This is a genomic window from Paenibacillus sp. MAH-35 (assembly GCF_058135425.1).
In genome coordinates, this window is the sequence record NZ_JBYUPU010000015.1 from 113,556 (window position 1) to 137,252 (window position 23,697).

24 protein-coding genes are annotated in these 23,697 nt (G+C 55.2%); 2 read left to right on the forward strand and 22 right to left on the reverse strand.

Features of this window, described 5'->3' with window-relative positions; all coding sequences use genetic code 11:
• Positions 1 to 21: 21 nt before the first annotated feature.
• The 17 genes from AC3Y2E_RS17795 to AC3Y2E_RS17875 all read right to left on the reverse strand — a co-directional run bounded on the left by AC3Y2E_RS17795 (position 22) and on the right by AC3Y2E_RS17875 (position 17,055).
• On the reverse strand, positions 22 to 1,791 hold the full coding sequence (locus AC3Y2E_RS17795) for a stalk domain-containing protein (protein WP_379212659.1): 1,770 nt from the start codon (positions 1,789 to 1,791) through the stop codon (positions 22 to 24).
• 191 nt (positions 1,792 to 1,982) lie between these two features.
• Positions 1,983 to 2,252, reverse strand: a complete 270-nt coding sequence (locus AC3Y2E_RS17800; protein ID WP_110842828.1) for an HPr family phosphocarrier protein — start codon at positions 2,250 to 2,252, stop codon at positions 1,983 to 1,985.
• Positions 2,253 to 2,366: 114 nt separating this feature from the next.
• Positions 2,367 to 3,296 carry a DNA-binding protein WhiA gene (gene whiA / locus AC3Y2E_RS17805; protein ID WP_379212661.1) on the reverse strand — a complete coding sequence of 310 codons (930 nt, stop codon included), beginning with the start codon at positions 3,294 to 3,296 and terminating at the stop codon, positions 2,367 to 2,369.
• Between the two features lie 6 nt (positions 3,297 to 3,302).
• Entirely contained in the window at positions 3,303 to 4,289 is a 987-nt protein-coding gene (locus AC3Y2E_RS17810; RefSeq protein ID WP_379212663.1) for a gluconeogenesis factor YvcK family protein, read from the reverse strand.
• Positions 4,286 to 5,188 (reverse strand): RNase adapter RapZ, encoded by a 903-nt coding sequence (rapZ, locus tag AC3Y2E_RS17815; RefSeq protein WP_190930282.1) that lies wholly within the window; start codon positions 5,186 to 5,188, stop codon positions 4,286 to 4,288. Before rapZ ends, AC3Y2E_RS17810 begins: the two co-directional genes overlap by 4 nt.
• A gap of 157 nt (positions 5,189 to 5,345) precedes the next feature.
• A complete protein-coding gene (locus AC3Y2E_RS17820; protein ID WP_379212666.1) occupies positions 5,346 to 6,293 on the reverse strand; it encodes an ROK family glucokinase in 948 nt (315 codons plus the stop codon).
• Between the two features lie 177 nt (positions 6,294 to 6,470).
• Positions 6,471 to 7,418 carry a thioredoxin-disulfide reductase gene (gene trxB, locus AC3Y2E_RS17825; protein ID WP_379212668.1) on the reverse strand — a complete coding sequence of 316 codons (948 nt, stop codon included), beginning with the start codon at positions 7,416 to 7,418 and terminating at the stop codon, positions 6,471 to 6,473.
• 52 nt (positions 7,419 to 7,470) lie between these two features.
• Entirely contained in the window at positions 7,471 to 9,213 is a 1,743-nt protein-coding gene (locus AC3Y2E_RS17830; RefSeq protein ID WP_379212670.1) for a tetratricopeptide repeat protein, read from the reverse strand.
• A gap of 132 nt (positions 9,214 to 9,345) precedes the next feature.
• The gene (locus tag AC3Y2E_RS17835) at positions 9,346 to 10,296 is read right to left on the reverse strand and encodes a ribose-phosphate diphosphokinase (RefSeq protein ID WP_332075330.1); all 951 of its coding nucleotides are present in this window, start codon (positions 10,294 to 10,296) and stop codon (positions 9,346 to 9,348) included.
• A gap of 503 nt (positions 10,297 to 10,799) precedes the next feature.
• On the reverse strand, positions 10,800 to 11,489 hold the full coding sequence (gene hisIE / locus AC3Y2E_RS17840; protein WP_379212673.1) for a bifunctional phosphoribosyl-AMP cyclohydrolase/phosphoribosyl-ATP diphosphatase HisIE: 690 nt from the start codon (positions 11,487 to 11,489) through the stop codon (positions 10,800 to 10,802).
• On the reverse strand, positions 11,486 to 12,244 hold the full coding sequence (hisF, locus tag AC3Y2E_RS17845; RefSeq protein ID WP_190930288.1) for an imidazole glycerol phosphate synthase subunit HisF: 759 nt from the start codon (positions 12,242 to 12,244) through the stop codon (positions 11,486 to 11,488). Before hisF ends, hisIE begins: the two co-directional genes overlap by 4 nt.
• A gap of 103 nt (positions 12,245 to 12,347) precedes the next feature.
• Positions 12,348 to 12,950, reverse strand: a complete 603-nt coding sequence (gene hisH / locus AC3Y2E_RS17850) for an imidazole glycerol phosphate synthase subunit HisH (RefSeq protein ID WP_379212675.1) — start codon at positions 12,948 to 12,950, stop codon at positions 12,348 to 12,350.
• A 3-nt stretch (positions 12,951 to 12,953) separates the two neighbouring features.
• The gene (gene hisB, locus AC3Y2E_RS17855) at positions 12,954 to 13,562 is read right to left on the reverse strand and encodes an imidazoleglycerol-phosphate dehydratase HisB (RefSeq protein WP_379212677.1); all 609 of its coding nucleotides are present in this window, start codon (positions 13,560 to 13,562) and stop codon (positions 12,954 to 12,956) included.
• On the reverse strand, positions 13,559 to 14,842 hold the full coding sequence (hisD, locus tag AC3Y2E_RS17860; protein ID WP_223836875.1) for a histidinol dehydrogenase: 1,284 nt from the start codon (positions 14,840 to 14,842) through the stop codon (positions 13,559 to 13,561). Before hisD ends, hisB begins: the two co-directional genes overlap by 4 nt.
• A 28-nt stretch (positions 14,843 to 14,870) precedes the next feature.
• The gene (hisG, locus tag AC3Y2E_RS17865; RefSeq protein ID WP_379212679.1) at positions 14,871 to 15,509 is read right to left on the reverse strand and encodes an ATP phosphoribosyltransferase; all 639 of its coding nucleotides are present in this window, start codon (positions 15,507 to 15,509) and stop codon (positions 14,871 to 14,873) included.
• A gap of 16 nt (positions 15,510 to 15,525) precedes the next feature.
• A complete protein-coding gene (locus AC3Y2E_RS17870; RefSeq protein ID WP_379212681.1) occupies positions 15,526 to 16,728 on the reverse strand; it encodes an ATP phosphoribosyltransferase regulatory subunit in 1,203 nt (400 codons plus the stop codon).
• A 180-nt stretch (positions 16,729 to 16,908) separates the two neighbouring features.
• Complete coding sequence (locus tag AC3Y2E_RS17875; RefSeq protein ID WP_190930294.1) at positions 16,909 to 17,055, reverse strand: hypothetical protein; 147 nt, start codon at positions 17,053 to 17,055, stop codon at positions 16,909 to 16,911.
• 126 nt (positions 17,056 to 17,181) lie between these two features.
• Here AC3Y2E_RS17875 and AC3Y2E_RS17880 point away from each other — a divergent pair, with 126 nt between their 5' ends.
• Positions 17,182 to 17,661 (forward strand): PH domain-containing protein, encoded by a 480-nt coding sequence (locus tag AC3Y2E_RS17880; RefSeq protein WP_379212684.1) that lies wholly within the window; start codon positions 17,182 to 17,184, stop codon positions 17,659 to 17,661.
• The gene (locus tag AC3Y2E_RS17885; RefSeq protein ID WP_379212686.1) at positions 17,654 to 19,147 is read left to right on the forward strand and encodes a PH domain-containing protein; all 1,494 of its coding nucleotides are present in this window, start codon (positions 17,654 to 17,656) and stop codon (positions 19,145 to 19,147) included. Before AC3Y2E_RS17880 ends, AC3Y2E_RS17885 begins: the two co-directional genes overlap by 8 nt.
• A 29-nt stretch (positions 19,148 to 19,176) precedes the next feature.
• On the opposite strand, the gene AC3Y2E_RS17890 is transcribed toward AC3Y2E_RS17885, so the two are convergent.
• From AC3Y2E_RS17890 to AC3Y2E_RS17910, 5 genes are all read right to left on the reverse strand, one after another.
• Entirely contained in the window at positions 19,177 to 19,656 is a 480-nt protein-coding gene (locus tag AC3Y2E_RS17890) for an acyltransferase (protein ID WP_379212688.1), read from the reverse strand.
• 14 nt (positions 19,657 to 19,670) lie between these two features.
• Positions 19,671 to 20,309, reverse strand: coding sequence for a pyrophosphatase PpaX (ppaX, locus tag AC3Y2E_RS17895; protein ID WP_190930298.1), 639 nt, complete (start codon positions 20,307 to 20,309; stop codon positions 19,671 to 19,673).
• A gap of 42 nt (positions 20,310 to 20,351) precedes the next feature.
• Positions 20,352 to 21,287: a prolipoprotein diacylglyceryl transferase gene (gene lgt / locus AC3Y2E_RS17900; protein ID WP_379212691.1), complete on the reverse strand. Its 936-nt coding sequence runs from the start codon at positions 21,285 to 21,287 to the stop codon at positions 20,352 to 20,354.
• Positions 21,288 to 21,310: 23 nt separating this feature from the next.
• A complete protein-coding gene (hprK, locus tag AC3Y2E_RS17905) occupies positions 21,311 to 22,249 on the reverse strand; it encodes an HPr(Ser) kinase/phosphatase (RefSeq protein WP_190930300.1) in 939 nt (312 codons plus the stop codon).
• A 285-nt stretch (positions 22,250 to 22,534) separates the two neighbouring features.
• Positions 22,535 to 23,653: an ABC transporter ATP-binding protein gene (locus AC3Y2E_RS17910; RefSeq protein ID WP_190930301.1), complete on the reverse strand. Its 1,119-nt coding sequence runs from the start codon at positions 23,651 to 23,653 to the stop codon at positions 22,535 to 22,537.
• Positions 23,654 to 23,697 lie beyond the last annotated feature (44 nt).

Consider the following 23,697-nt stretch of genomic DNA (forward strand, 5'->3'; position numbering starts at 1 on the left):
AAGCTCCAGGCTATTGTTCGATTAATCGAGCGGATAAAAGATCAGGTTCATCGGGAATGCCGAACCGGCCGGCGGCGTAAATTCGATATCGAGCGATGGCTCTTCGCCTGTCGTTCTGGCGAGAATTTGCACGCTTTCGAACGCCGTAATGACACCGGACGGCGGCGCCAGTACGAATTCGCCGTTGATTTTGAGCGGGCCCTTGAACGGGCCTCCCCGCGCCTGCAGCAAAATCGCCATCTTCCGCGGCTTGTCCGAATGGATTTTGTAGACGACTCCGTAGTTACCGTCATCGGTCACCTCCGCATTCAGCGTCGGGTCGATTCCCTTCTGCCACTCGTCGTAGTCGTTGTCGCCAAAGATCAGCCGGGTCGGCTTCGTAAAGGCGCTTGCATCGATATCCCAACGTTTTTCGGTTACCGGGAACGTCCCCCGGATGTGCCCATCGCCCGGCAACTGCTTGTACAGCAGCGGATACGTGGAGGTCGGAGACTCGATGCTGGAATCGATCGCCATGAAGGAAAATTCGATCAGACCGTCGGTTTCCACATCGTATATGACGTTAACGCCTTGCCCCGGCAGGAATTCCGGCATTTGCACGTACACGCGGGATTGTCCCGGCGGCACTTCCAGCTCCCGGCTTGTCGGATCGGCGAGCAGAAACTCGACCGATGCCTCATGGCCGATCAGATTCGCATAAATCGACGGATACACTTCTCCTTTGTTGGTCGTCTTGATTTTGACCGGCTTCGTGCCCGGATTCGTGGCCATAATGACGAACTGCACGGTCTCGTCCGAGCCGTTAATGTGATCCGCATACAATCGCGCTTTGCCCTGTACCTTGTCCGCATACAGAATGCCCTTGTCCTCGAACGTCTCCGGGCTGTCGCTGACGAGCAGCTTGCGCGAGCGGTCTTCGGTCACCTTCTTCTCGAAGGCCGGCAAATCGTTGAAGTACGCGTACACTTCCGTCCAGTTCGTCGGTACGAGCGTCTGAAGCGGGTAGACGTGAAGTTTGTAGTCCATCGGAGACTTGTACATCACTTCCGAGCTGATCTGAATGTAGCGGGAGTACGTCTCGCTGACGAGCCCTTTCCCGTCCTTGACCTTCAGCGTGATCAGATGTTTGCCTGACGAGAAGAAAGCTTCCTCCTTGCCCGCCCACTCGTACACGAGCCCTTCGGCGTCCGGATCGTAGCTCAGGTCGATATACTGGATCGGCTCACCGATTTTGTACACGGGCTTCCCGAATGTAAACCTGGCGACCGGACGGGAGTTCCCGTCTTTGTCGACGATCGACGGCGGCCGTTTGACATACGTGATCTCCAGCCGTTTCTGCTCGGCATTAAACGTGTACTTGGCTCCAAAAAAGTCCATCAGCCAGCTTTCCTTCACCATCAGCTTGTCGTTGAACATCCGGGCGACGGAGTCGAACGGCAAGTAAACCCCATTAATAAATACCGACTTGTTCACCGAGTCCAGCTCGATGACCGCCCGGGACGTCTTCACTTCCACCCGGTGCGACTTGTCGTTCCATTTCACTTCAAACCCCATCTTCTCGCCCAAAAACTTAATCGGCACAAACCGCATATTGCCGTCTTTCAAGACCCCCGGCGTGTCCAGATCCACCTTGGCCGAATCGACGTAAGCGACCGGCTCATCCAAGTGCAGCCAGATGTTCATCGTGGTCGTAGATACTCCCCCCGCTCCGGATACCGGAACGACAGCCGCCGCCATAAGCACGCACAGCAAAGCAAGCCCCATCCACTTGCGCAAACCTCTCCTGTTCAACTTCTCTCTCCACTCTTTCTATGTATAATATAGGTTGTCTGTACATTTAGACGCGATGCAGGGAGAAAGGTTGCACGTAATTTTCAAGGTTTATTTGCCGCCGAAACGCCAAAAAAGCCTCCTCGATAAAAGGAAGCTTTCGGATACTCCGTATGAAGCGGCGGGCCGGTTTACGGCCCGGGGAGAACGTCTTATTGGTTCTCCAGCTCTTCTTTGCCGACCAGGGCGACTAAAGCGGTTACAGCCTGTTCTGCGTCCGAACCTTCCGCGCTGATGTGTACTTCCGTGCCGGAGCTGATGGCCAGGCTCATAATGCCCATAATGCTTTTGGCATTTACTTTCTTATCGTCCTTCTCGACGAAAATTTCCGACGAAAACTTGTTCGCTTCTTGGACAAACAATGCCGCCGGTCTTGCGTGCAATCCCGTTCTCAGTCGTACGACTGCTGGACGTCTGGTCATGTAACCGATACCCCCTACATCTTATGATCAACGTTCCGTTGAAATTCGTTATTGACATATTATATCATTTATTACCGAACAGTTAAAGGAAAGTTCCCCATGATTTCAAACTGTTCAGGAATTTCTCATTTTTTCGGCGAGTTCGTCCAGCTTGCGGAGTCTGTGATTCACTCCGGACTTGCTGACACTGCCCTTCAGCAGCTCCCCGACTTCCTTCAGATTCATATCCGGGTGAAGCAGACGAACCTCCGCCACTTCCCTCAGTTTCTCCGGCAAATTCTCAAGACCCAGCTCTTTCTTCAAATACCGGATATTCTCGATTTGTCTGACGGCTGCCCCAATCGTCTTGTTCAAGTTGGCCGTCTCGCAGTTGACGATCCGGTTGACCGAGTTGCGCATATCCTTCATGATGCGGACGTCTTCGAATCGCAGCAGCGCCTGATGCGCGCCGATCAGATTCAAAAACTGGATGATTTTCTCGCCTTCCTTCATATAAAACACGTACCCTTTTTTCCGTTCGATGCAGCGCGCGTTCAAGTGAAACTTGTTGGCCAGCTGACACAAGGCGTGGCAGTGCTCCTCGTACATCGAGGCTATCTCGAGGTGATACGAGGAACCCTCGGGATTGTTGACCGAACCTCCGGCCATGAAGGCCCCCCGCAAATACGCTCGCTTGCAGCAGTTGCCGCGCACGATCCGCCGGTCGATCCCCGGGGTAAACTGAAACCCTTCGGATACGATGCGGAGGCTGCCAAGCACTTCCTGAACCTGATTCGGCACTCGGACGATATATACGTTGTTTTTTTTGAGTCTCATCTTTTTGCGGACGAGCAACTCGGTATGAAGGTTGAAATTTTTCTTGATCAGCATATAAATACGCCGGGCGATGGCCGCATTTTCAGTGGAGATGTCAAGCACGATGCGCTGGTTCGTCAGCTGGACGGTCCCGTTCATCCGGATGAGTGCTGCCATTTCCGCTTTCTCACAGCACTCCTCGGCCTCAACCATGGTCAGCTCTTTTTTCGTTTGCGCCGCAAAAGACATCCCTTGTCACCTCTTTCGCACCATCCAGCTTTCCACCAGTTGAAAAATATGGTGGCTCAGCCTCGCCGCGTCATGGCGCAAGTAAGTCCGGAACAGAACAAGCCGGTCGGCGATCACCTTGTAACCCCGTCGGGTCACTTCCTCCATATCGAGGTGTACCGCTTTCGCGCCTTTCTCCGCATACTTGCTCTGAACTTGCGGCGGAATTTCTCCATTATTCACGATGACATAGTCGAACAGATGGTGTCCCACATGATCGTATACGGCCTGCAAATGGTCGCTGACCGTAAAATCGTCGGTTTCACCGGGCTGTGTCATCACGTTGCAGACAAAGATTTTGACCGCCTCGGAACGCATAATCTCTTCCGCCAGCTTAGGGACGAGCAGATTCGGCAAAATGCTCGTATACAAGCTTCCCGGGCCGACCAGAATCGCGTCCGCCTCACGGATCGCCTCCACCGCTTCTTCGAGCGGAGAAACGTCCGCCGGTTCGATGAATACCCGATTAATTTTTCCTCCGGCGTTCGGAATATTCGACTCGCCTTCAATAATCGCCCCGTCCTTCATCTCGGCCTTCAGGATGATCTGGTGATCGCTTGCCGGCAGCACGCGGCCCCGGACAGCAAGCACCCGGCTGAGCTCCTTGACTCCGGTTACGAAATCGCCGGTAATATCCTTCATCGCGGCCAGCATCAGATTGCCCAGACTGTGCCCGGCGAGGCCCGCTCCGCTCGAGAACCGGTGCTGAAGCAGCTTCGACAGCAGCGGCTCTACGTCGGCCAGGGCGATCAGCACGTTGCGAATATCGCCTGGAGGCGGGATTTGCAGCTCGTTGCGAAGCACGCCGGAGCTGCCCCCATCGTCCGCCACCGTGACGATAGCAGTAATATCGAGAGGCTTCTCCTTCAGTCCCCGGAGCATGACGGACAGACCGGTACCGCCGCCAATGACGACAATCCGGGGAAGGCTGCCCTCCTGCACATTTTCGCTCATCGGCTCACCTCGGGACGGCGATCCCGATCCGCGTCCCGATGACTGATCCGCGTCACTTCGGTTTCGCTGCTGCCGAGCATCTTGCCCAAGTATTCGGCGATCGCCACCGAACGGTGCTTGCCTCCCGTACAGCCGATCCCGACAACAACCTGACTTTTGCCTTCCTTCGCATACTGCGGGATGAGAAATTGGAGCAAATCGATCAGTTTCGTCAGAAACTCCTGCGTCTCGCTCCATTTCATCACATAATCGTAGACGTCCGGATCAAGGCCGGTGTTCGGTCTCAGGTGTTCCACATAATGCGGATTCGGCAAAAAACGGACGTCGAAAATAAGGTCGGCGTCAATCGGGATTCCGTACTTGAATCCGAAGGAAATCACGTTAACCGAGATGCTTCCTTTGCCCATGCTCGTAAATCGGGAAATAATCCGTTCCTTCAACTCGGCCGGCTTCAGACTGCTCGTATCGATCACTTGATTGGCCATGCCTTTGAGCTCTTCAAGCAGCTTACGCTCGAGATGGATGCCGTCCAGCGGAAGTCCGTCCGGAGCGAGCGGATGACGGCGGCGGCTTTCCTTGTAACGCTGGACGAGCGTCGAATCGGTAGCGTCCAGGAACAAGATTTCGTACGTAATCGTATAGTTTTCCTTGATCGTGCGCAGCGATTCGGATAACGAGGTGAAAAATTCGCGTCCGCGCAGGTCGATGACGAGGGCCACTTTGCCGATCCGTCCCTTGGACTGGTCGATCAACTCCGCGAACTTCGGGATGAGTACGGGAGGCAAATTGTCTACGCAGAAAAAGCCAAGGTCTTCCAGACTTTGCACCGCGATCGTTTTCCCCGCTCCCGACATACCCGTAATGATGACTAGTCTTGCAACGTTCGCCATGTCCTCCATACGTTTCCCCTCCCATCGCTTGAGAGAACCGCCGGGCGCTGCGGACACTCTATTCTCTCTATTAGAGGTTGTTCATAAAGCCCATTTCCTGGCTTCATCCCATCTTCTCGGTGCTGAAAACCGGACTTTTTGAACTCGCTCTATTACTGTATGAGGCTTACTTCAAATTTAATCCGGCCGCTCCCACAACACCCGCGTCGTTTCCGAGCGTAGCCGGAACGATATCAACACCTTGAGCGAACACATCAGGAACGTTCTGAACGTACACTTTGCGGATCTCATCGAACAAAATATCGCCGGCTTTGGATACGCCGCCGCCAATGACAAACCTTTGCGGATTCAATACAACCGCCACAGCCGCCATCGCTTTGCCCAAATAATACGCTGCCCGCTTCACGATGCGGATCGCCACTTCATCCCCGTCTTTGGCCGCATCGAATACGTCCTTCGCCGAGATCGTTTCATTCAGCGATAGCGAAGTCGCTTCGCCGCGGCCGACTGCATCCTTGGCCATTCGGACGATGCCCGTAGCAGACGAAACCGTTTCCACGCAGCCCAACTGGCCGCATCCGCACTGGATCGCTTCGAGGTCGGGAACGACCTTAATGTGACCCAGCTCCCCGGCCATTCCCCGGAAGCCTTGATAGATCCGGCCGTCGATAATAATGCCGCCGCCTACGCCCGTTCCAAGCGTAAAAGCAACGATATGTTTGAGGCCTGCGCCCGCTCCGCTCCAAGCTTCTCCGAGCGCCGCCACGTTTGCGTCATTGTCGAGCGCTACCGGAAGCCCAAGTCGCGATTCCAGCTCGCTCTTCACGGCAACGTCTTTCCATTTCAAGTTCGGTGCGAACAGGACGACTCCGTTTGCCAAATCGATAAATCCGGCAATTCCAGCTCCAACGCCGGCCACCTGTTCCCACTGGTAGGTCGAGTCGGACACGATCTTCTTTACATATTGCGCGATACGGTCAAGCACCGCTTCGGGACCGTCTTCTGCTCCAGTAGGGCCTTCATAAGTGTGAAGCAGCTTACCTTGCTCGTCGCAAATGCCCACCTTAATATTGGTGCCGCCCAAATCCACTCCGACATAAATCTTCTCCGACATTCCCAATGTCACCTCAACCGAAATTGTATTCTACTGTTCCAACTATAAGCCAACCCACCTATTAGGTCAAGTAAAGCGGGAGGCTCCAAAAGGGCGGAAAAGTCCGTCTCCGCACCCGTGCAACTATTGGAAAAGGAAAAGGGAGAACCCGGGTTCTCCCTACGATTCGTTGTCCAATTACAGCGACTTGCTCCAGTCGTGAACCGCGTTTCCTTCCAGAAACTTCTCGCAATCGAGCGCCGCCATACAGCCGCTGCCCGCTGCCGTAATCGCTTGGCGGTACTTGTGATCCTGCACGTCTCCGCAAGCGAACACGCCGGGCACGTTGGTCTCGGACGTTCCTGGAGTAACGAGCAGATAGCCGATCTCGTCGGTGTTCAGCTGTCCGTTCAGGAAGCGCGTATTCGGCGTATGCCCGATCGCTACGAAGATACCGTCCGTCTCGATGATCTCTTCCACTCCGGTCGTGCTGTCTTTCACTTTGAGGCCCGTAACTCCCTTGTCGCCCGACACGACTTCGACCGGAGCCTTGTTCAAGCTCCAAGTAATCTTCGGGTTTTCGCGGGCGCGGTCCTGCATGATTTTCGAAGCGCGAAGCTCGTCGCGGCGATGCACGATGCGTACTTCGGTAGCGAAGCGGGTCAGGAAGTTCGCTTCTTCCATCGCGGAGTCTCCGCCGCCGACCACGATAATCTTTTTGCCGCGGAAGAAAAATCCGTCGCAGGTGGCGCAGGTGCTGACGCCGCGTCCCATGCTTTCCTTCTCGTTAGGAATGCCGAGCAGCTTAGCCGATGCTCCGGTGGATATAATAAGCGTCTCGGCAACAAGCTCCTCGCCGCCTTCGATCTTCAGCTTGAACGGACGGTTCGACATGTCGACCTCGTTCACCCAGCCGGTGCGGAATTGCGCGCCGAACCGTTCGGCCTGCTTGCGCATATTATCCATCAGCTCAGGACCCATGATGCCTTCCGGAAAGCCCGGGAAATTTTCTACTTCCGTCGTCGTGGTCAGCTGTCCGCCCGGTTCCGGTCCTTCGATAACGAGCGGATTCAGGTTGGCCCGAGCCAAATAGATAGCGGCTGTAAGTCCCGCAGGACCTGTGCCGATTACAATCGTTTTGTACATGCTTATTCTCCTCCTTCGCTTCCTGCTTGTGATTGGCTGTATAGGGGTTGGATCAGAACGGCTCCGAGCTGGTCAACTTCGGAAAGATCGCGTCCATTTTTTCTTTAAGGCCGCAGGCGACGTCAATCACTTTGACGTTTTTGCTTACGGTGGTGACGGATACGCCGTAACGGATCGCGACTTCATGGTAAGAGATCGCTCTGCGGTGCATTTTGGCCGTCAAATATTCCAGCGCGGCGGCCCAGCCTTCCACTTTGCTGATTCGGGGAGCGTCCGGGTACACCCGGGTCAGAAACTCTACCCATAGCGTCTCCAAGTCGTGCTGTTGAATCATGTCGTACCGTTTATCCATTTTTCGGAGGGCGGCTTCCATGACCTCCTGCCACTTGTCCTTCCACACCGGCAGATGCGGCGACCAGGGGGAAGACTGCAACGGCGTCTCCCGGCCGTCCAGATTGACGTAGATCGGCTCCTTCGCGCGCATGCTGCGCAGCACGAAGATAGCGACCTTCTTTAAATATTCGTCTTCCTCCGGATCGAGCAAAAATTCGCGAAGCGCGTCCTCCACCTCGCTGTCGGCAATAATGCCGAACGCCTGAATGACTTGGAGCTTCGTCTCCACGTCTCCATGCCGCAGCGCCCAGAAAAACGAAGATCGCACCAGCGGGTCCCGCTTCAGATGATCGGGAATGCCGTCCGTCGCTGTCTCCAGCACGCGAAACTGCTCTTCGAACGGAAGATGGTAATGATAACCGATCGGTTTCTTGTTCCCTGCTTCCGCATCCCTCAACTGAGTCAAGTAATACCGGGGAATATCCGTACCCGGATCGAGCTTCTCGACGGTCCGCCACAGCTTCTCCGCTTCGGCGTATTTGCCGATATTATAAGCCGCCACCGCGGTGTAGTGATAAAGACAAGGATCAAGACCGGACTCGCCGGATTTGAGCAGACGCCGGAACAACCGGTGGGCGGTTTCGTGCTCGGATAGTATGCCCATTGTCGTCGCCAGCTTAAAGATGTGATCATGGTGCATCGGATACGTTTTCCGCAAGCTTACGAGCAGTTCGCCGAGCTCCTCCCGGTTGCCGCTATGCTGGTGAAAAATGGCGAGGTTGCACAAGGCGTGCAAATTCCCGGGCTCCAGCTCCAACACTTGATGGATCGACGTCATCGCTTTGTCAAACAAGCCCATATAATAATAGGCAAGCGCGAGATTGTTGCGGGCGGCCATAAAGTCCGGCGACTTTTTTACCAGCTTCTCGAGAATGCGCACCGCCTCGGAAAATTTGCCTTCTTCCAGCAGCGTACGCGCCCGGTCATGCTCAAACAGCCCTTCCCTGCTTTTGATCGAGGTGAGCTTCGTCGGCCGTTCCAGCTCATATCCGAGCAGGTCCATCATTTCCTCCGCTTCGTCCAGATACTGGCCGTTCGGATCGTGTTCCAAATAATAAACGAGCGCCTCTTCGGCCGCTTCGTAGTTTTCCATGTTGGCGTAATTGTTTGCCATATAAAAATAACATTCCGTCATGGACGGATCGATTTGTTCGACAATATGCTGCAGAATCCGGTTCGATTCCTCATAATCGCCCGTTTCCGACAATACGCCGGCCAGGTTGCAATGGTTGACCGGATTATCCGGTTCGAACTCGACGGCCCGCCGGAAGTATTTCAACGCCTTATCGTAACGGTGACGGTCCAAAGACTGGACGGCTCTTTCGAAAAAGAACGTGGCATCCATTTCGACCGTGATGACGTTGCGCTTTTTCGTCTTGGCCACATGCTTTTTCTTTGCCATACTTCAGACACCTCCGGCAACTCTACTTATTACCTCAAAGTATAACACACATCCGGCGAGTTTACCTACTGCTTTGCTGGCATTTCGCGGCGGCGTCCGGCCGGAGGTCGGCCTGATTGCAATAGGCGAGCCTTACACGCCGCCGTATTTGAACAGCGTGCTGATCGATCCGCCTTCACGGATAATCCGAATGGCGTCAGAGAACAAGTGGGCGAGCGACAACACTTTGAACCGCTCCGGATGTCCGTCCGGCAGCGCGATCGAATCGGTAATGACCACTTCCCGGATATTCGGATGATCCAGCCGCTGAAGCGCCGGTCCCGAGAAGATCGGATGCGTCGCACAGACGAAGCAATCCTCCGCTCCCCGTTCCTTGAGACCTTCCACGACTTTAATAATCGAATTGCCGGTGTCGATCATGTCTTCGATAATGATTGGAGTGCGGCCTTCCACGTCGCCGATGACGTGCGTAATCGTCGCTTCGTTGTGGGCGTGGCGCTTCTTGATCATGATCGCGAACGGAGCGTTGAGAATGTTCGCCAAATTTTCGGCGGTAGACGCACGTCCGACGTCCGGAGAGACGACGACCGGATTCGGAATCTTTTTGTTGCGGATATAATCGCTGATCAGATCGAGTGAGGTCATGTGGTTAACCGGTATATTAAAGAAGCCCTGAATGGCCGGCGCATGCAGATCGACCGTCACAATGCTGTTGGCGCCCGCGGTCGTCAGCAGATCGGCTACCAGCTTGGCCGATATCGGTTCGCGAGGAGCGGCTTTGCGTTCCTGTCTGGAATAACCATAGTACGGGATGACAAGGTTGATCGTTCTGGCGGATGCCCTCTTAGCCGCATCGATCATAACAAGCAGCTCTACGAAATGATCGTTGATCGGATGCGAGAACGTCTGTACCAGGAAGACGTCGCAATTACGGACCGACTCCTCGTACAGGCAGTACACTTCGCCGCTCTTGAAGCGGGAAAGCTTGATTTGACCGAGCGGAATACCCAGTTCGGCGCAGATGCTTGCGGCGAGCTTCGGATTGGACGATCCGGAAAAAATTTTACAATTGTCCTTGTACATGGTTACCTCCTAGAAATGGTTGAAGCCTTCCAGCACGTTTCATCAATTATTAACTTGTTTCGACAATACCCAGGCGTGCCTGTCCAAGCACTATTATACTCCCTCGACAAGTTTTTTCAAAAGCTTTCATATCCGCATTTCATCAATTCGTCACAAATAGCCCCGTTTTACTTCCAAATCCGACCGAAAAAAAGTCAAGTTTAAGCATCTTCTGGAAATAAAGGCGAATCAACCGGCTGGACTGTACATCTTCCTTAGTCGGTTAGCATCTCCATCCCGGTCCAGATTACGTATCGGATATTAAGAAAAGCTTCTAAACGAAGCCTTTGCCACGATGCATGACCTTGCGTAAGAGGCAGCTTTCCTTGGTTCAAAATGTCTCGATTCGCTTTAGCACTTTAGCGAACGTTTAAACTTACTTGCGTGAATCGTAAAAAAACACCCACCCTTACTCCATAATGACAAGTCTCGGGTGGGATCGTCCTATTCGATACATTTCAGGCTCAACTGATCGCGTAATCGCTTTTTTGTTTCATATACCGGCGTTCCAGCTCTCCGAGCAGGTCATCGAGCGGCAGTTTCTGCTCGCGCAGCAGCACCATCAGATGGAAGATCAGGTCGCTGGCTTCATAGCGCAGCTCCTCGTGGCTGCGGTTTTTGGCTGCGATGATCACTTCGCCCGCTTCTTCCCCGACTTTCTTCAGTATTTTATCGACGCCTTTCTCGAACAGATACGTCGTGTACGCCCCTTCCGGACGTTCCGCATCGCGCTGGGCGATCGTCGCTTCCAGCTTCTCGAGAATCTCGAACCGGTTCTTCGGCCCGGAAGTTGCCTCGCTTCCGTCCGCTCCGCTCACATCGGCGACATTATAGAAGCAGCTGTATTTGCCGGTATGGCAAGCCGGCCCCGTCTGCTCCACCGTCACGAGCAGCGTATCGCCGTCACAGTCGTAGCGCAGCGAGCGAACCCTCTGGATATGTCCGGATGTCGCCCCTTTATGCCACAGCTCCGAACGGGAACGGCTCCAAAACCAGGTTTCCCCGGACTCGGCCGTAAGCTTCAGCGATTCCCGGTTCATGTAGGCGAGCATGAGCACTTCCTTGCTGACCGCATCCTGCACGATAGCCGGAACGAGCCCCGCCTCATCCCATTTGATCGCATCCGCCAGCTGTTCAAACGTTTGACCGCTCATCGGACCTCCACTCCTTTGCCTCTCAGATCGTCCTTAACCTCTTGAATCGTCATCTCTTTATAGTGAAAAATCGTCGCGGCAAGTCCGGCATCGGCTTTGCCTTGCGTGAATACGTCGTAGAAATGCTCCTTGCTTCCCGCTCCGCCGGAGGCGATAACCGGAATGCCGAGGCTTTCCGATACCGCCTTCGTCAGCGCCAGGTCGAAGCCGTCCTTCGTACCGTCCGCATCCATGCTCGTCAGCAGAATCTCCCCCGCTCCAAGCGCTTCCGCCTGCTGCGCCCATTCGAGCGCCTTGATGCCCGTCGCATTGCGTCCGCCGTGCGTGTACACTTCCCATTCGCCCCAAGACTCGTTGTACTTGGCGTCAATCGCGACGACGATACATTGCGATCCGAATTTGGACGCGCCCTCTTCGATCAGACGCGGATTTTTGATCGCGGCCGTGTTGATCCCGATCTTGTCCGCGCCTGCGCGCAGAAGCCGCTTCATATCGTCCGTGCTGGAGATGCCGCCGCCGACCGTGAACGGAATCGTAATCTCCCCCGCCGTTTTCTTCACAACCTCGATCATCGTCGCGCGTCCTTCCACCGAGGCGGAGATATCGAGAAATACGAGTTCGTCCGCGCCTTCCCGGTCATACACGGCCGCAAGTTCGACCGGATCGCCGGCATCCCGCAGGTTGACAAAATTGACGCCTTTTACGACCCGTCCGTCCTTGACGTCCAGACAAGGTATAATCCGTTTCGCCAGCATAGTCTCTTCCCCCGCTTTTCTTCCATAGTAAACTGACAACACTTCTCTCCCCGTCAAGGTAATCTGCCCTCACCGGATAAAACGGATGAACAGCCGCCGGTCGTCAGCGGCAAAGCTTCAGGAAACGCTCCAGCAGCTTCATGCCGAGATCACTGCTCTTCTCCGGATGAAACTGCATCCCGTACACGTTACCCCGTCCGACAATCGCCGTGACCGCCTGGTAATAATCCGTCGTAGCGAGCAGATCGTTCGTTTCCTCCGGAATGACATGGTACGAGTGGACAAAGTAAACGTGTCCTTCCTCCAACCCTTCCAGCAAAGGCGAGGCGCGGCGGAACGACAGCCGGTTCCAGCCCATATGCGGCACTTTGTACGGCCCGCGGAAGCGGACGACTTTGCCTGGCAGCAAATTCAGCCCGCTATGCTGCCCGTGCTCCTCGCTTTCGCTGAACAGCAGCTGCATCCCGAGGCAAATGCCCAGCAGCGGCTTGCCGCTGGCTGCGTACTCCAGCACCGTTTCCTTCAACCCGGTCTCGCGAAGATTGTCCATCGCGTCGCCGAATGCACCGACACCCGGGAGCACCGCCCCATTTGCAGACAGGATAACCTCAGGATCGGACGTTACGACCGCTTCAAACCCTAACCGCTCGACCGCTTTGCTTACGCTGTGCAAATTCCCCATGCCGTAATCGATAATGGCGATCACGCGTTAGAGCACTCCCTTCGTAGACGGAACGCCCTGAACGCGCGGATCGATCGTGGTCGCCTCGTCAAGCGCACGGCCCAGCGCCTTGAAGATCGCCTCCACCATATGGTGCGTATTGCTGCCGTAATGGACGATGACGTGCAGCGTAATCCGGGCTTCGAGCGCGAATTTCCACAAAAATTCGTGTACAAGCTCCGTCGTAAAGCTGCCTACCTGAGCGGAAGGGAACTCCGCCCGGTATTCGAGGTGAGGACGGTTGCTGATGTCGACCGCGACCTGGGCCAGCGCTTCGTCCATCGGCACGAACACGTTCGCATACCGCTTAATCCCCCGCTTGTCGCCGAGCGCTTCGCGGAACGCCTGGCCGAGACAGATGCCCATATCCTCCGTCGTATGGTGATCGTCGATCTCGATGTCGCCGTCGGCTTCGACCCGCAGATCGAACAGGCCGTGCTTCGTAAACAGGTCCAGCATATGGTTCATAAAATGGACGTCGCTCTGAATCTCCGAAACCCCGGTACCGTCCACATTGAAAGCAAGCTTAATATTCGTCTCGTTCGTCTTCCGTTCGATGGCCGCCGTACGTGTTGGCCGATTCGCTATATCACTCATGTGCGCTTCCCTTCCTTTTCCAATCGAATTTGAACCGCCCTCGCGTGGGCTTCCAAGCCTTCGTGCTTCGCCAGGGTGATGATGTCCTCGCCGCTGCGCAGCAGCGCTTCCTTGCTGTAGTGAATGACGCTCGACTTCTTCAGGAAGTCGTCGACGTTCAGCGGCGACGAGAACCGCGCCGTTCCGTTGGTCGGCAAAATGTGGTTCGGTCCCGCATAATAGTCGCCTACAGGCTCCGTGCTGTACGGTCCGAGGAATATCGCGCCGGCGTTCTCGATTCGTCCGAGCATGCCGAACGGCTCGCGGACGAGAATCTCCAGATGCTCCGGCGCCAGCCGGTTCGAGGTCGCGACCGCTTCCTCCTCGCTGTCCGCCATCAGGATCGCGCCCCGCTCGCGGATCGAGCGCTCGGCAATTTCTTTGCGCGGGAGCGACTCGAGCTGGCGGGCTACCTCGGCCTGAACCGACTCGGCGAGCGATTGCGAAGTGGTGACGAGGATGGATGACGCCATCTCGTCATGCTCCGCCTGCGACAGCAGGTCGGCGGCGATATAAGCCGGGTCGGCGCTATCGTCGGCAAGCACCAGGATCTCGCTCGGGCCGGCGATACTGTCGATATCGACTACGCCGTACACGTACCGCTTCGCGAGAGCGACGTAGATGTTGCCCGGCCCGACGATCTTATCGACAGGCGGGATCGTAGCGGTGCCGTAGGCCAGTGCCCCGACCGCCTGAGCGCCTCCGACCCGGTACATTTCGCGAATGCCGGCTTCCGCCGCCGCGACCAGAATATACGGATCGATCCCTTCCTTGCCTCCCGTCGATGCCGGGGTCACCATCACGATCTCGGGCACTCCGGCCACTTGCGCCGGGATCGCGTTCATCAGCACGGACGACGGGTACGCCGCTTTGCCGCCCGGCACGTACAGTCCGACGCGTCTTAGCGGCCGGATGATCTGGCCGAGCGTCGTTCCGTCCGGCTGCACATCCATCCACGACGTACGCTTCTGCTTCTCGTGGAAGCTGCGGATATTGGCCGCCGCCCGCCGGAGCGCCTCGATAAACCGCGGCTCCACACGGTCATAAGCGGCCAAGATCTCCTGCTCCGTGACTCGGAGCTGACCGGCCTCCAGCTTCACCCGGTCGAACCGCTCCGTATACCGCAGCACCGCGGCGTCTCCCTCCGTGCGAACGGCGTTCAAAATCTCGTTAACCGCTGCATTCTGCTCCGGCGAGCCGTATTCCACTTCCCTCGCCAGCTTGAATTCGTTAGCCTTCATGATGCGCACGTTGCCAGCCTCCTTTCGTTCATCGTACAGCCGCAGCGTTAATCGCCGACTGCAGCCGGTCGCACAGCTGCTGCACCGCTCCGTTTTTCATCCGGTAGCTGACCCGGTTGGCCACGAGACGGCTCGTGATATCCGCTATTTTCTCCAGCTCCACCAGTCCGTTTTCCCGGATCGTATTGCCGGTCTCGACAAGATCGACGATCCGGTCGGCGAGGCCGATCAACGGCGCCAGCTCGACGTTTCCGTTCAGCTTGATCACTTCGACCTGCTGGCCCTTCTCGCGGAAATATTGCGATGCGACATTCGGAAACTTGCTCGCCACCCGCGGATTAAGCACCGGCTTCCAATCCGGCAGGCCGATGACCGAGAACCGGCAGCGAGCGATGCCCAGATCGAGCAGCTCGTACACGTTGCGGTTTTCTTCCATCATCACGTCTTTCCCGGCGATCCCGATATCCGCCACCCCGTACTCGACGTACGTCGGCACATCGGCCGGTTTGGCCACGATAAATTCCATGCCCATCTCGTGGGCGGGGATAATAAATTTGCGCGAATCGTCCAAATCCTCCGGCAGCGGCATGCCCGCGTCCTGGAACAACCGGTGAATATGCTTGACGATTCTCCCTTTCGGAATCGCTACCTTCAACAGGTCCTGCATCTCAACCATCCTTTCGTCAGCCAAACTCGATGACTTCGCTGTACGCTTCGAGATTTACCGGACTGGCCGCACGCTCTGTCAAGCGGGTACCGGAACCGTCCTTCTTGTCCGCATCCACGCGCAGCGTCTCCACCATCACATTCGGTCTGCTCCGCAGCTCCTGAGCATGCGCGAGCGCCTCTCCAACATTCCGGGGCGTATACACCACGAGAACGCGGTACAGCTCTTCGGCCGGATCGCACACGGCGACCTCCAGCATCCGGTTCGTCTTCAGGGCAAATCCGGTGGCGGCTGCCGGTCGGTCGAACTGCTTCAGCAGATTGTCGTACCGGCCCCCGCTGCAGACGGGGAACCCGAGATCCGCCGCATATCCTTCGAACGTCATCCCCGTGTAATACGTAAAATCGCCGATCATCGTCAGATCGATCAGCACATGCTCGCTGACCCCATACGCTTTCAGCACGTCCCATACCTCGCACAGATGCTGAATCGCATCCTGCGCCAGCCGGTCGAGCGACAACCCTCTCGCCTGCTCGCATATTTCCTGACCGCCGCGCAAGCGCAAGATGCCCTCCAGCTCGGAGCGAATGCCGTCTTCAAGTCCGTATCCGGCAAGCAAGTTCCGGTAGCCGACGTGATCCCGCTGCAGCAGCCGTTCCTTAAGCGCGCTTTGCTCCTCCTCGCGTCCGGACAGCGCCTCCTGGAACAAGCCGTTCAAAAATCCGACGTGCCCGATCGCGATTTTGAAATCGCGTACCCCAGCCGCCTTCAGGCAAGCGATCGCCAGTGCGACCACTTCCGCATCCGCGTCGGCGGAGCCGTCTCCGACCAGCTCGACTCCGGTTTGGAAAAACTCCGCTTCCCGCCCCGCTTCTTCCTCGAAAGCCCGAAAAACGTTCGAGTGGTAGGAAAGCCGCAGCGGGAACGGATGATCCTTCAGCAGCGATCCGACAACGCGTGCGATCGGTCCGGTCATTTCCGAGCGGAGCACGACCGTCGTCCCTTTTTTGTCCAGCAGCTTGAACAGTCTCCGGTCGGTCGTAGAGCTCGCCACTCCTACCGTGTCGTAATATTCCAATGTGGGCGTTATGATTTGGCGGTACCCCCACTTGTGCATGCATTCCAGCACATTCGTCTCGATGCGGCGCAGCTTGGCGACCGTATCCGGCAAATAATCTTTTACGCCAGTCGGCTTTTCAAATACTTTTGGCTTTGACATGGGCCACTCCCCTTTTCCCCGACAGTTGTATCGTTTTCCCCCGCATATTGTCGCTTTATCGCGTTAATGTATTACCAATCTACCATGCTAACAAAATAAAGGAATTTATCTGATAGTGTACCACGGACGCTCTACAGCGTCAATTGCAGGTTACTTGACCGCTTGTCTTTTTAAAGCCCATCATTCGGAGCTGTTTTCTTTCTGTTTGGCCCTCTCTTGATCTCGTTTAAGCGCCTCTTGGATGTAGTCTCTGCCCGGCAGCTTGCTGTTTATATGCAGCAGCAGGAGTATAATGATAATTAATAAGATTACAATCAGGATCGTCATCCATATGTCCCCCTTGCTTGCTGTAACCAACCGTCTTTTGGACCGTTTTAATAAGGGATAGAACGATTGGGCCTCTTTAACGTATTACCAATAAGGATATACTACATCCAAGGAGTGACTGCATATATGGAACCTGGTCTGACTCAGCGGCTTCACCCGGATTCGATCAAAGCTTCCCGCATTAGCGCAATGATCTTGAACGGTCTGCTGCTCCTCCTGTCGGCCGCTTATCTGGTCGCGGCAAGCCGGTGGGACTGGATACTGCTACCCGGCTGGATCGCCCTCGGTCTGTTCGCCCTGACATTTGTCGTCTTTGTTTGGATCGTTCCGACTGTGGAATTCCGCCGTTTCGCCTATGAAGTGTTCGAAGAGGAGCTGGAGATCCGCTCCGGACTTCTCTTTATCAGCAACGTACTTGTTCCGATGGTACGGGTGCAGCACGTCGAGATCGAGAGCGGGCCGCTGATGCGGAAGTACGGGCTGGCTGAAGTGAAAGTCGTCACGGCGGCGACCACTCACCGGATCAGCGGTCTGAAGCAGGACGATGCGGAACGGTTGAAACGGCGCATAGGCGTGCTGGCGAAAGTGGTGGACGACGATGAATGAGACGCGCCGGCTGCACCCCGTGTTTGTTGTATTTACAACCGTTCAATGGATTAAAGCGATGCTCCCGCTAATTATTCTCATTCTCTTCAAAGACATTGACTGGAGCAATCCTCACTGGGCCGTGTACACCGTTGCTCCTGCACTTCTGATCGTACTGATCGTTTTCGGCGTGTTGCAATGGAAAAAATTCGTTTATGTGCTTGAAGACGACAAAATCGTAATTCGCAAAGGGGTCTTATTCCGCGAGGAAAAGTCCATCTATTTTGGCCGCATTCATTCCGTCAACACCGAACAGCCTCTGCTCCAGCGGCTGCTGGGCGTCGTTCAATTAAAGATCGAGACGCCCGGCGGCAAAGCCGATTCGGACGGAGTATTACCTGCGGTGGCTGTCGCGGACGCTGAGCGGTTGCAGCTCTGGCTCCGCGAAGCGAAAGCTGCCGCGGATCGTCATCCTGACCACGTCTCCGCCGAGAAGCCGGAGCTTGGCGATGCTTCTGCCGATGCTGCTGACAGCAGCCTAAGAGAGCCACGCGATACGGAGTCGGCTGCCGCCCCGATCGTCCGTCTATCGGCCGGCCAACTGGCGAAAGCCGCCTTTACCTCCATGAACATCGGACTCGTTTTCGTGTTTATTGCCGGCGTCATGTCATTTGCCGACGACTTGCTTCCGCAGCGGTTTTCCGATCGGATCTTCGAAGAGGCGACCGCCCTGATGCCTTCCGGCTGGGCGATCGTGATCGCCGCGCTGATCGGATTGCTGCTCGCTTGGCTCTTGTCGGTCGTCCTTTATGTGATTAAATATGCCGGCTTTACCGTCACCCGCCAAGGCGAACAAATCGCGGTCACTTACGGTCTGCTGGAGAAAAAGAAGCATCTCTTCTCGCCCGAACGCGTCCAGGCGGTTATGGTCAAGGAAGGCTGGCTGCGACAAGCGCTCGGATACGGTCAGATGGAGCTCCGGGTCGTCGCTTCCGCCAAAGAAGACAAACTGATGTTCCATCCGCTTTTTCGAATGAGCGAGCTGCCCCGTATAATAGAAGCGATTCTGCCGCAATTTGCCGCAACGCCTATCGAAGCACGGCCGCCGAAGCGGGCTTTCTTGTATTACATCCGGATCGAACTGCTCCTGGCTGCCCTACTAAGCGCCGGACTCATCGCCTACATTCGCATTCCCGGCATGTGGTCGCTTCTGCTGCTTCCGCTTGTTACGGCTTGGGCCACGAGACGATTCCTCGATTCCGGCATGACGTTGACGGACAAGCAGCTTACGATCCAGAATCGGTTGATCGCCAAGACAACCTGTTACGTGCGCAGACCGCAGATCATCTCGCTGCAAGTGAAAGGGTCCGTCACCCAACGGAAGAAGCGGGTGATGACGCTCAAAGTGAATCTGATGGGTCATACCGGAGACAATACGTGGAGTGTCGAACATATCGACAAGCAGGATATTGACCGGGTATGGAGCTGGTACAGCAGAAGGGTCTGACGCCTCGCGCCAGACCCTTCCTGTATGTACTATTCGCGGATGACCTGTAGCGGATTGCCTGCTACAAAGCTTCCGGGCGCTACGTCCCGGTGAACGACGGCACCTGCACCGACAATCGCGTTATCGCCGATCGTCACACCGGGCAATATCGTCGTATTGGCGCCGATCATCACGTTAGAGCCGATCTTCACGTCGCCGAGCCGGTATTCTCCGATTAGATATTCATGGGCGAGTATCGTCGTATTATAACCAATAATCGAGTTGGACCCGACCTCGATCTTCTCCGGGAAGAAGACGTCCACCATCACCATCAGCGCAAATGCGGTATGTTCTCCAACCCTCATGCCGAGCACCCTTCGATAAATCCAGTTTTTTACCGGAAGCGAAGGACAGTACCGGGAGATTTGGATAAATACGAAGTTGCGCACCACTTTCCACTTGTTCACCGTTTTATACACTTGCCAGAGCGCGTTCGGCCCTTCTACCGGATACCGTTTGGTTTGTCTCAATGCGGAATCCCTCTTTACCTTACGATTTCAAGCAGATCCTTCATATCGTGAATGATGTAATCCGGATCGAACGAACGAAGATGCTCCTCGCCCTTAAGCGACCAGGACACCCCGACGGTTTTCACTCCCGCATCGCGGCCGGCGATAATATCATACTTGCTGTCCCCGACCATCAGCGCTTCTTCCGGAGCGACTCCGAGCTGCTCCAGCGCCTTCAGTACTGCCTCAGGATCAGGCTTGCCCCTGGCGACATCGTCTGCCGTCACGATCGTCTCCATGTACGATTCGATTCCGCATAACCGGAGCCCCATCAGCGTCGTCTGCCGGATCTTGTTCGTTACGACTCCCATCCGGATGCCCCTCCGTGCAAGCTCGGCCAATACTTCCGGGACATGGGGGAATTCCGTGACCAGTTCGTCATGTTTGCTTTGATTAAAGGTCCGGTATTTGACGGCAAGCTCGTCTACCTGCTCTTGGCCTGTGAAGAAACGAAGCTGTTCCATAAGCGCAAATCCCATATGCGGAATAATATCTTCCCGGGTGAACGCTCTCTCCGTCTCTCCCTCCAGCGTATGTAAAAACGAACGGACGATCAGTTCATTCGTATCGACGATCGTACCGTCAAGATCGAACAGTACAGTTGTAATCGGCATCCTAGTTCCTATCCCCCCGTTGTGTTGCTGTGCTGCTGCCGGTTAGTTCGCTTCCGTTGCGGCCGGAGGCGCAGATTTGGTCGAAATGATCGGGTCCGAATACTTCTCGGCGGACCAGCCCTTTTTACGGCGCAGTACGATCAGGATCACCGCCGCAATGATAATGAGAATACCGATGAGCTGCGAGATCCGCACGTTGCCGTAATCCATCGAGCCCGGCTCGAACAAGACGAGCATCGGAGACCACAATCCGTTAATGATTGAGGCGAACCATTCGGGAGCCGTAAAGGCCAAACTGTCGGTACGCAGTCCTTCAATGAAGAACCTTCCGATCGAATACCAGATAAAATAGCTGAAAAACAGCTCGCCCGCACGCAAGAAGCTTTGGCGCCGCAGGAAGAACAGCAGGAGCAGCCCTAGCAGGTTCCACATCGATTCGTACAAAAACGTCGGATGATAAAACTGCCCGTCGATATACATCTGATCCGTAATCCAGGCGGGCAGATGGAGCGAGTCGCGCAGAAACGATTCCGTTACCGGTCCGCCGTGCGCTTCCTGGTTGACGTAGTTGCCCCAACGGCCGATCATCTGGCCGGCGATTAACGATGGCGCGCATATGTCGGCGATTCGCCAGAAATCGTAACCTTTGCGCCGCATATAGATATAACCGGCGATAATGGCGCCGATCAGCGCCCCATAGATGGCGATGCCGCCGTTCCATATTTTAAAGATTTCAAGCAAATCGTTTTTGTAGGCATCCCATTTGAACGCTACATAATAGATCCGCGCTCCGATAATGGCCGAAGGAACTCCGATCAGCAGCAGATCCATGAAGAAATCAGGCGGGATTCGGAACCGTTTGCCTTCCATCACAGCGAGCCATAACCCGATAAGAGCCGCTGAGCCTAAAATGATGCCATACCAGCGCACGGTAATCGGACCGAGCGAGAATGCGATCGGATCGAGTAAATAAGCCATGCTCCAACTCCTCTACACCAACATTATTCCGAATCGTCCAAATCGCCGGATATCGACTCGGTCAGCTTGTTTGTAAACTGCAAGGCCGCATTGTAGCCCATTCGCTTCAACCGGTAATTCATCCCGGCCACCTCGATAATAACGGCCAGATTGCGTCCAGGCCTGACCGGGATCGTAACGAGCGGAATGTCGGTTTCGATAATTCTCGTCAGTTCCTCGTCGATGCCCAGACGGTCGTATTCCTTGTCCTGCTGCCACGTCTCGAGACGGATCACCAGCGATATTTTTTTATTGTTCCGGATAGCGCCCGCTCCGAACAGCGTCATAACGTTAATAATGCCGACTCCCCGTATCTCCAGCAGATGCTTGATCAGTTCCGGGGCGTTGCCGATCAGGACGTTGTCCGGCGTCTGCCGGATCTCTACGGCGTCGTCGGCGATCAGCCGGTGTCCCCGTTTGACGAGCTCCAGCGCCGTCTCGCTTTTGCCGATGCCGCTGGTGCCGGTGATGAGCATACCGATACCGTACACTTCAACCAGTACCCCGTGAATCGTCGTCGTAGGAGCCAGCTTGTTCTCCAGAAATCCGGTAATCCGGCTGACCAGCGTCGTTGTCGCCAGCGGGCTTCGGAGTACCGGCAGACGGTGTTCCCCCGCCAGGCCGATCAGCTCCTCCGGCACATTTAGCCCGCGCGTTACGATGATGCAGGGCGTCTCTTCATTGCAGAGCTTGGACATGCGCTCGTGCCGTTGTTCAGCCGACAACGTCTCGAAAAACGTCAGCTCTGTTCTTCCCAATATTTGAACCCGTTCCCGGGGGTGGTAGGCGAAGTATCCCGCCATTTCCAAGCCGGGCCGATAAATATCCGCCACCTTGATCAATCGTCCGAGCCCTTCCTCCCCGGCTACGACCTCCAGATTAAAATGGTGGACAAGTTCGGATACTTTCGTCTTTTTCCCCATGCCTGACGTCTCCTTTTTGTTCCAATGTCATTATCGTAATGGAAATGCGGTTCGAAAGCAACCTTGTAACGCCTTGCAAGTTCAGTTAAACACCGATCGTCAGGCACCGCTACTAGAGGTTGTTCAAAAAGTCCACTTTTGATCACGAAGCAGATCCGAAAGCCTGCTCGACATCGAATATGGAATTCAGCAGGGTCTTAGCCTCAAAAAGACTCCGTTACTTGATACTTCCAAGCAAAACAAAAAACCGGTGTTTCCACCGGTTTTTCGTCCTGAACTATATAATTACAGCAATACGTTAATTTCAGTCTCTTTGTCGAAGATATGGATTTTGTTCATATCCATCGCCAATTTAATCGTCATGCCATCCTTGAAGCCGGTACGTCCATCGACACGAGCGACGATCGTTTGTGTTCCGAGTCCGCTCAGGTGAAGCTGAACTTCGTGACCAAGGTTTTCCGATACTTCAATCGTTGCGGTCACGTGGCTGTCCGGGGAGCCTTCCAAGAAGATCGGCTCGTCGTGAAGATCTTCCGGACGGATACCGAACACGACTTCTTTGTTGATGTAGCCTTTATCGCGCAAGATTTGCGCTTTGCCTTCCGGCAGTACAACGTCGACACCTTGCGATTTGAAGCGGACTTTGCCGCCGGACTCTGACAAAGAACCGTGAATGAAGTTCATCGAAGGCGATCCGATAAAGCCGGCTACGTACATATTGGTCGGGAAGTTGTAGATCTCTTCCGGAGAAGCCGCTTGCTGGATAATGCCTTGGTGCATAACGACGATCCGGTCGCCCATGGTCATGGCTTCCGTCTGGTCATGCGTTACGTAGATAACGGTTGTTTCCAGACGTTTTGCCAATTTGCTGATCTCGGCGCGCATCTGTACGCGGAGTTTGGCGTCCAAGTTGGAAAGAGGTTCGTCCATCAGGAACACTTGCGGGTCCCGTACGATTGCGCGGCCCAAGGCGACACGCTGACGCTGACCGCCGGAGAGAGCCTTCGGCTTACGGTCGAGCAGGACTTCAATATCGAGAATTTTAGCTGCTTCGCGCACGCGTGCGTCGATTTCGGCTTTTTTGAATTTACGGAGTTTCAGACCGAACGCCATGTTCTGATAAACGTTCATGTGCGGGTACAAAGCATAGGATTGGAATACCATCGCGATGTCGCGATCTTTAGGAGCTACGTCGTTCACCAGACGGTCGCCGATGTACAGCTCGCCGGACGAAATTTCCTCAAGACCAGCGATCATACGGAGCGTCGTCGATTTACCGCATCCGGATGCGCCTACAAGCACCAAAAACTCTTTGTCTTTAATTTCAAGGTTAAAGTCTTTAACGGTATCTTCTGCGGCCCCTGGATATTTCTTAACGATATGATTCAAACGTACGCCTGCCATGGATCATTCCTCCTATAATCATCTATCACTTACCTATATATTAA